The organism is Pseudomonas sp. NBRC 111132 (assembly GCF_001320565.1).
Taxonomy (GTDB): Bacteria; Pseudomonadota; Gammaproteobacteria; order Pseudomonadales; family Pseudomonadaceae; genus Aquipseudomonas; species Aquipseudomonas putida_P.
In genome coordinates, this window is record NZ_BCBI01000129.1 from 1 (window position 1) to 728 (window position 728).

Below are 728 nucleotides of genomic sequence, written 5' to 3' on the forward strand. Positions count from 1 at the left end.
CCATTGTCGGCACCGGCGCGGTGAACACCCGTGAAGCGGTGTCTCATGCCGCCCACGCAGCCAGCGTCGGCGCCGCCGGCCTGATGGTCATCCCCCGCGTGCTCAGCCGCGGCGCTTCGTTGATCGCCCAGAAGCACCACTTCTCGGCCATTCTCGCCGCCGCACCAAAGCTGCCAGCGGTGATCTACAACAGCCCGTACTACGGCTTCGCCACCCGCGCCGACCTGTTCTTCGAGCTGCGCCGCGAGTTCCCCAACCTGATCGGTTTCAAGGAATTCGGCGGTGGCGCCGACCTGCGCTATGCCGCCGAACACATCACCTCCAAGGACGACGATGTGACCTTGATGGTCGGCGTGGATACCCAAGTGGTGCACGGCTTCGTCAACTGCAACGCCACCGGCGCCATCACCGGCATCGGCAACGCCCTGCCGCGTGAAGTGCTGCAGCTGGTGAGCCTGAGCAAGCAGGCGGCCAAGGGCGACGCCCGTGCCCGCCGCCTGGCGCGCGAGCTGGAGGCGGCACTGGCCGTGCTGTCGTCGTTCGATGAAGGTTGCGACCTGGTGCTGTACTACAAGCACCTGATGGTGCTGAACGGCGACACCGAGTACAGCCTGCACTTCAACCAGACCGACGTGCTGACCGACGCCCAGCGCAACTATGCCGAGCAGCAATACGCGCTGTTCCGTAGCTGGTACGCCAGCTGGTCGGCCGAGCAGAACCTGGCCTGA

1 protein-coding gene is annotated in these 728 nt (G+C 65.8%); it reads left to right on the forward strand.

Going from position 1 to position 728, the window contains the following annotated elements:
• Positions 1-728: dihydrodipicolinate synthase family protein (locus APH35_RS27960; RefSeq protein ID WP_060515842.1), on the forward strand; the 728-nt coding region annotated here is incomplete at its 5' end.